The 6,729-nt window shown below is 58.6% G+C and carries 5 protein-coding genes (1 of these 5 running past the window's edge); 1 reads left to right on the top strand and 4 read right to left on the bottom strand.

Going from position 1 to position 6,729, the window contains the following annotated elements:
- Positions 1–50, top strand: partial view of a M23 family metallopeptidase gene (locus AC0TNJ_RS13450; RefSeq protein ID WP_473771393.1) — the 3' end only. It extends 1,906 nt beyond the left edge of the window; the window shows 50 of its 1,956 coding nt (coding positions 1,907–1,956); the start codon falls outside the window, past its left edge; it ends in the stop codon at positions 48–50.
- A gap of 37 nt (positions 51–87) precedes the next feature.
- Here AC0TNJ_RS13450 and AC0TNJ_RS13445 read toward each other — a convergent pair whose 3' ends face one another.
- The 4 genes from AC0TNJ_RS13445 to prmC all read right to left on the bottom strand — a co-directional run bounded on the left by AC0TNJ_RS13445 (position 88) and on the right by prmC (position 6,702).
- Complete coding sequence (locus AC0TNJ_RS13445) at positions 88–1,548, bottom strand: L,D-transpeptidase (protein WP_121999994.1); 1,461 nt, start codon at positions 1,546–1,548, stop codon at positions 88–90.
- A gap of 303 nt (positions 1,549–1,851) precedes the next feature.
- Positions 1,852–4,473, bottom strand: coding sequence for an ATP-dependent chaperone ClpB (gene clpB, locus AC0TNJ_RS13440; RefSeq protein WP_473771392.1), 2,622 nt, complete (start codon positions 4,471–4,473; stop codon positions 1,852–1,854).
- Between the two features lie 197 nt (positions 4,474–4,670).
- Positions 4,671–5,456, bottom strand: coding sequence for a DUF4167 domain-containing protein (locus AC0TNJ_RS13435; RefSeq protein ID WP_473771391.1), 786 nt, complete (start codon positions 5,454–5,456; stop codon positions 4,671–4,673).
- Positions 5,457–5,850: 394 nt separating this feature from the next.
- A complete protein-coding gene (gene prmC, locus AC0TNJ_RS13430) occupies positions 5,851–6,702 on the bottom strand; it encodes a peptide chain release factor N(5)-glutamine methyltransferase (protein ID WP_473771406.1) in 852 nt (283 codons plus the stop codon).
- Positions 6,703–6,729: the final 27 nt, after the last annotated feature.

Below are 6,729 nucleotides of genomic sequence, written 5' to 3'. Positions count from 1 at the left end.
GCGATGACAACGGCACCAAGCTGGCTTCGAACGGAACGACGAAGAGCTGATAGAAGCCGGGGCGGGTGCCCGGCTTTTTCTGCAAACTTATTCGGTAAACTCTACCGTGACGCCAGCCTTCACCAGCTTTGCCAGTTCCTCCGCATCCCAATTGGTCAATCGCACACAGCCATGGCTGGACGTCTTGCCGATTCTCGACGGCTCGGGCGTGCCGTGAATGCCGTAGGTCGGCTTGGAAAGCGCGATCCAGACCGTGCCGACGGGACCGTTCGGGCCGGGCGGAATGGTCAGAACCTTGTCGTTGTTGCCCTGTTTGAAGTTGATCTTCGGATTGTAGGTGTAATTGGGGTTGATCGCGATACGCTCGACCTGAACCGTGCCGGACGGTGACGGGTTGTCCGACGAGCCGATGGTCGAGGGATAGGCAACGACAAGCTTGCCCGATTCATCGTAACCGCGAACCTGCTTGCGTCCCTTGTCGGCAATGATGCGGGCCACTTTGGTTCGAACCGGCTTGCCGAGATTGGGAACCTTCACGACCGAGCCGGGCTGGTTGAAGTTCACGCCGGGATTGATCTCTTTCAGATAGGCCTCGTCTATATGAAACTTCTCACCCAGCATTTCGGTGACCGATGTATAGGCCATCGCGGGAAGCTGCGCCTTGTGAGCGTAATCTTCCGGGATCGAGGCAACATATTGCCGCCCGACATCTTCGTTGGTGATGGTGTAATCGGTGAAGGCGGGGCCGCCTGTGGCTTCAAGCTCCGCATTGACAGCCGCTTCATCCGTCGGATTGATCGACTTGCCGGTCAGCTCGCCATAGGCAGCTGCCGCCTTGTCGACATTGCTGCCTGAACGACCGTCGATAACACCGGGCGATGCGCCTGCACGGTCGAGAAGCACCTGATAGGCTGCAATCTTTGCTTTTGCGCCCTGCCCTTTCGGCATTTCGATGGCAGGAGCCATATCGCTCGGATTGGGCACCCCGCGCGGCTGCTCATAGCCGGGCTGCCCGTAATCCTGCTGGCCGTCATAGCCGGGGTCGACACTGGCTGAATTGGTATTGTCCGGATACTGATCGCCCGCCGGTGGCAGTTCGGAACGCTGTACCTGTCCATCACGGTTGCCGCGATATTGCGGTGCTGCCGGAGCATCTGGATAATAGTTCGGATCTTCGGGCACATTGCCGAAACCATCATAGGGCGCACCGCCATCGACCGGGCCATCGAGCGTCCAGTTGTCATCCGGCCGCGGCGCGCGGCGAACCCGGCGGTCATAGGCGTTCGGATCATAATTGTTGGCGTCCTCGACACTGAGGATACGTCCGCGACGATCCATGGTAACGCGGCGGCCATACTGGTCGATGAACACCCGCACGCGGCGATCGTGATAGATTTCCTCACCCGGATCATAAAGCTGCGCAAGCTGTACCGGACGCTCGGCAACCGTTGCAGAACTGCTGTCGTTGGCGCGGGCAGGACCATCGACGGCGGTTGCCGCCAGGCTGGCAAGCAAAGCGAAATGAAGCGTGCGTGTGTAATGCGCCATGAAGAATGCCCTGGGTGATCGAGAGATCATGGATGCCGCGAATATGGTTAATAACTGATTAGCTGATAAAGCAGATGCCAGATGAACTGGACATGAAAATGGCCGAGATCGGCTGAAAACCGGAAAACTTGTCAGGGCTTATATGAAAAAGGCGCCGCAACCTGTCCGGTTGCGACGCCATGGCATTCAACTCATTAGAGCGCGTTTCGATCTGAATGAATCAGATCGGCGCTCTGACTTCTTCTATTTCACGCATAATCTTATCGATCCTCGTTTCACTCCGGTCGGATTATGCTCTAACGTTCAGGCGTTCTCGCCAACGGTCTGACCTTCCTCCTCAAGCGCACCACGAATCGGACGGAAGTTGAGCCTGTCCGAACCGGCGGTAATCTTGACGATGGAACCGTCCAGAATGTCGCCCAGAAGAATGCGCTCGGCCAATGGGTCCTGAACTTCCTTCTGGATGACGCGCTTCAGCGGACGCGCGCCATAGGCCGGGTCGTAACCCTTATTGGCCAGCCATTCACGTGCATCCTCTTCCAGCTGCAGCACGATCTTGCGATCGCTCAGAAGCATCTGGAGACGCTGCATCTGGATATCGACAATCGCACCCATGTCTTCGCGGCGCAGCCGGTGGAACAGGATGACTTCATCGACACGGTTCAGGAATTCCGGACGGAAGGCGGCACGCACCACGCCCATCACTTCCTCGCGCACCGACTCGACATCGTCCTTCTCGCCAAGATTGACGAGATATTCGGCACCGAGGTTGGAGGTCATGATGATGACCGTATTGCGGAAATCGACCGTGCGGCCCTGCCCGTCGGTCAGGCGTCCGTCATCCAGCACCTGCAACAGCACGTTGAACACATCGGGATGGGCCTTTTCGATCTCGTCGAACAGGATCACCTGATAGGGCCTGCGGCGCACGGCTTCCGTCAAAACGCCGCCTTCCTCATAGCCGACATAGCCGGGAGGCGCGCCGATCAGCCGGCTCACGGAATGCTTTTCCATGAATTCCGACATGTCGATACGAACCATGGCCGTGTCGTCCTGGAAAAGGAACGAGGCGAGCGCCTTGGTCAGTTCCGTCTTGCCGACGCCTGTGGGGCCGAGGAAGATGAACGAACCGATAGGACGGTTCGGGTCCTGAAGCCCGGCACGCGCACGGCGGACAGCCTTGGAGATGGCCTGCACGGCTTCGCCCTGTCCGACGACGCGTTTTGCGAGTTCATCTTCCATGCGCAGCAGCTTCTCGCGCTCGCCTTCCAGCATCCGGTCGACCGGAATGCCCGTCCAGCGAGAAATGATCTGCGCCACGTGATCAGGCGTAACGGTTTCCTCAAGCAGGGAACCCCTGTTTTCCTGGCTCTCCGCTTCGACAAGCTGCTTTTCCAGCTGCGGAATCTTGCCATAGGCAAGCTCACCCGCCTTCTGGAATTCACCGCTGCGCTGCGCGATGGCGAGAGCGTTGCGTGCCTCTTCAAGCTGGCGCTTGAGATCGGCGGCAAGCCCGAGCTTCTGCTTTTCAGCCTGCCATTTCGAGGTCAGTTCCGCCGATTCCTCTTCCAGATCGGTCAGCTCCTTTTCCAGGCGCTGGAAACGATCCTTGGAAGCCGCGTCGGTTTCAACCTTCAGCGCTTCACGCTCGATCTTCAGCTGCATGATGCGGCGGTCGATCTCGTCCAGCTCTTCGGGCTTCGAATCGACCTGCATGCGCAGGCGCGATGCGGCTTCATCGACAAGGTCGATTGCCTTGTCCGGCAGGAAGCGGTCGGTGATGTAGCGGTTCGACAGGGTCGCCGCGGCGACCAGAGCCGAATCCGAAACGCGGACCTTGTGATGCTGCTCGTATTTTTCCTTCAGGCCGCGCAGGATCGAAATCGTATCCTCGACGGTCGGTTCATCGACGAATACCGGCTGGAAGCGGCGGGCAAGCGCTGCATCCTTCTCGACATATTTGCGGTATTCTTCCAGCGTCGTCGCGCCGACGCAGTGCAGTTCGCCACGCGCAAGGGCAGGCTTCAACAGGTTCGATGCATCCATCGCGCCATCGGACTTGCCTGCACCGACGAGCGTATGCATTTCATCGATGAACAGGATGATCTGTCCGGCAGCCGTCTGCACTTCCGAAAGCACTGCTTTCAGACGTTCCTCAAACTCGCCCCGATATTTGGCACCGGCAATCAGCGCGCCCATGTCGAGCGCCATCAACTGCTTGTCCTTCAGCGATTCCGGCACGTCGCCATTGACGATGCGCAGCGCCAGACCTTCGGCGATTGCGGTCTTGCCGACGCCCGGCTCGCCGATCAGAACCGGATTGTTCTTGGTGCGGCGCGACAGAACCTGGATCGTGCGGCGGATCTCCTCGTCGCGGCCGATCACCGGGTCGAGCTTGCCCGAGCGCGCATCCTCGGTCAGATCGCGGGCATATTTCTTCAACGCATCATAATTGCTTTCAGCAGACGCCGAATCGGCGGTGCGGCCTTTGCGCATGTCGTTTATGACCTTGTTGAGCGCCGTCGGCGTCACACCGGCAGCGGAAAGAATTTCAGACGTCTTTGCGGATTTTTCCATCGCCAGCGCCGTCAGGAGGCGCTCGACGGTGACGAAACTGTCACCGGCCTTGCTGGCAAGCTCCTCGGCAAGCGAGAAGACCTTGGCAAGCGGCTGCGAAAGATAAAGCTGATCGTTGCCGCCCGACACTTTGGGCAGCTTTTCGAGCGCGGTCTGCAAGCCGATGCGCACATCGGCAATCCGTCCGCCTGCGCGTTCGATCAGAGACGAGGCAAGTCCCTCGTCGTCATCGACGAGAACCTTCAGCACGTGCTCAGGCATAAACTGCTGGTTGCCGGACGACAGCGCGAATGTCTGTGCAGACTGAATGAAACCGCGAACGCGTTCCGTGTATTTTTCGATATTCATGATGTCTCCTTTGCCTTCCGGCCCGTCATGCGGCACCAGAAGATGTATGGTGACGAAGCCCCCACAAATGGGCGGGCTTCTTTCCAAGACAGCATATGGGACGAGGCCTGGGTTTCGGCAAGGGTTACAGGCACTTGGCTAACCAAATAAAAATGGCGCGGAAACCGCGCCATTTTGAATTCAATCCGAAGAAGCAATCAAGCGTCGGAATTCGCCGTTTCCGTTACCGGCGTTTCGTCACCGCTATCCTTTGCGGCACGGCGCGGACGGCCCGGGCGACGCGTGGCGCGGCGCGGTGCTGCTTCTTCTGCGGGTGCTGCATCGGCAGCAGGAGCAGCCTCGGCGACAGCGGGCGCTGCCTGCTCGGCAACGGCTTCAACCGGAGCCGGTGCCTCTTCAGCCGCTGGCTGAGCCTGCTTTTCCTGCGATTGTTCATCGGAACGTTCGTCGGCGTTGAAGCGCTCACGCTGCGGACGGCGACCACGACCGAGACGACGGTCGCGATTGTCGCGTTCACGCGGCTGCTGGCGACCTTCGCCGGACTTTACCGGCTCGCCGCTCTCTTCACCGTAGACAACTTCGGCTGGCGTGCCTTCGATTACCGGCTGCGGGCCGGAACCGTTGACGGGCTGCTGCACGGCGGCAGGCGTGAAACCTGCTTCCTCATCATCCGCGCCGTCATCGTCGAAGGTTTCTTCGCGCTGGAACGGCACCGGATTCTGCGCCATGGCAGCCATGATGATGCGATTGTAATGTTCAGCGTGCTGAAGATAGTTTTCTGCCATCACGCGATCGCCAGATGCCTGTGCGTCGCGGGCAAGTGCCGAGTATTTTTCTGCAATATGTTGCGCATTGCCGCGGATTTTCACATCCGGGCCATTGCTTTCATAGTTGCGCGACAGAGGATTGGGGCCCTTGCGGTTGTTGTTGTTATTGTTATTCCCCCGTCCGCGCATGCGCCTGTTCTGCTGTGCTGGCCTCATATTCATCTCTTTTCAGATTAAAGGGCGTAGAAACTCCACAGCCAAAAAAGCTGCCGGTTTCACGCTATCGAGCCATGGAGGAAGTACGCCCTAAAAACTTCCCACAAATCGACTGCTCCTGAGTTAGGTGCGCCTTTTGAAAGTCACCGAAACTCCGCGGTTGCATTAATGCATAACCATTCCGAAAAGCTTTGCTCTTCGAGATTATGCTTGAAAGTCGTGTACTTCCGCACAAGCCATCCCCAAAGAACCCTCCAGGGAGCATGACCAAAAATCGTCATGGAGCATTTCCGCCACCGCCCATCAGCGGGCAAAACCATTCTGGCTGTATACGGTGGCCGGAAACTAAACGGCTTCGCCGCAAATTCCAAGTGTTTTTTAGCGGTTGGCCGCATCAAAATTGCGTAAGCGATTTGTGCTCGAAAAGCATGGCCCTTCTGTGGCCGCCAAGATCACTTGCATGTCCTGCGAGTGAAAAACCTGCGCTTTCGAACAGCGCTTCAACATCCTGGAATTGTCCGGCGCCGATCTCTACGGCAACCATTCCTTCCTTATATAGGTGATCTGCCGCCTTCTGTGCAAGGGCCCGGTAAAAATTCAATCCGTCGGCGCCGCCATCGAGCGCTGCAAGCGGATCATGTTCACGCACTTCACGCGACAGCCCCGCAATGTCGTCATGCGGAATATAGGGCGGATTTGAGACGATAAGATGAAACCGCCCGCTCACATTCTGGAACCAGTCGCTTTTAAGCGCGGCAAATCGGTCGCCAACCCCATTGGCAACAGCATTGATTCGCGCCATTGACAGCGCGCCTTCCGCCATATCGAGACCGACGCCATGCGCGCGCTCGAAGCGGTGCAGAAGCGAGATGATGATCGCGCCCGTTCCGGTTCCCATGTCGAGGAGCTCAAGCGTACCCTGCTCCTCCGCAAACACTTCCAGTGCCGGAATGACCAGCTCCACCAGCGCTTCCGTATCGGGACGCGGTTCCAGCGTCTCAGCGGAAAGCCGGAAAGGCAGGCCGAAAAACTCGCGCACGCCCATGATCCGATGAACGGGCTCGCCCTTTGCGCGCCGATCCAGCGCATCGGAAAGCGTCGCAATGGCGGCGGCATCCACCAGTTGCTCAGGCGCGGATATCAGATCGAGCCGCGTCTTGCCCGTCGCCCACTCGACCAGAAGCCGCGCGTCGATGTCCGGTGTGTCGAGGTCCGCCGCACGAAGCCTTGTCCGGGCATCGGCCATCAGCCGGTCGAGGCGAATCTCCCTCAC

Source organism: Ochrobactrum sp. PL_is483 (assembly GCF_055816855.1).
The sequence above is the reverse complement of the archived record's forward strand: the minus strand, read 5'-3'. Positions and strand labels throughout refer to the sequence as shown.

Coding starts and splice junctions, on each gene's coding strand:
- AC0TNJ_RS13445 (WP_121999994.1), bottom strand. CDS start 1,548: ATGGCGCATTACACACGCACGCTTCATTTCGCTTTGCTTGCCAGCCTG.
- clpB (WP_473771392.1), bottom strand. CDS start 4,473: ATGAATATCGAAAAATACACGGAACGCGTTCGCGGTTTCATTCAGTCT.
- AC0TNJ_RS13435 (WP_473771391.1), bottom strand. CDS start 5,456: ATGAGGCCAGCACAGCAGAACAGGCGCATGCGCGGACGGGGGAATAAC.
- prmC (WP_473771406.1), bottom strand. CDS start 6,702: ATGGCCGATGCCCGGACAAGGCTTCGTGCGGCGGACCTCGACACACCG.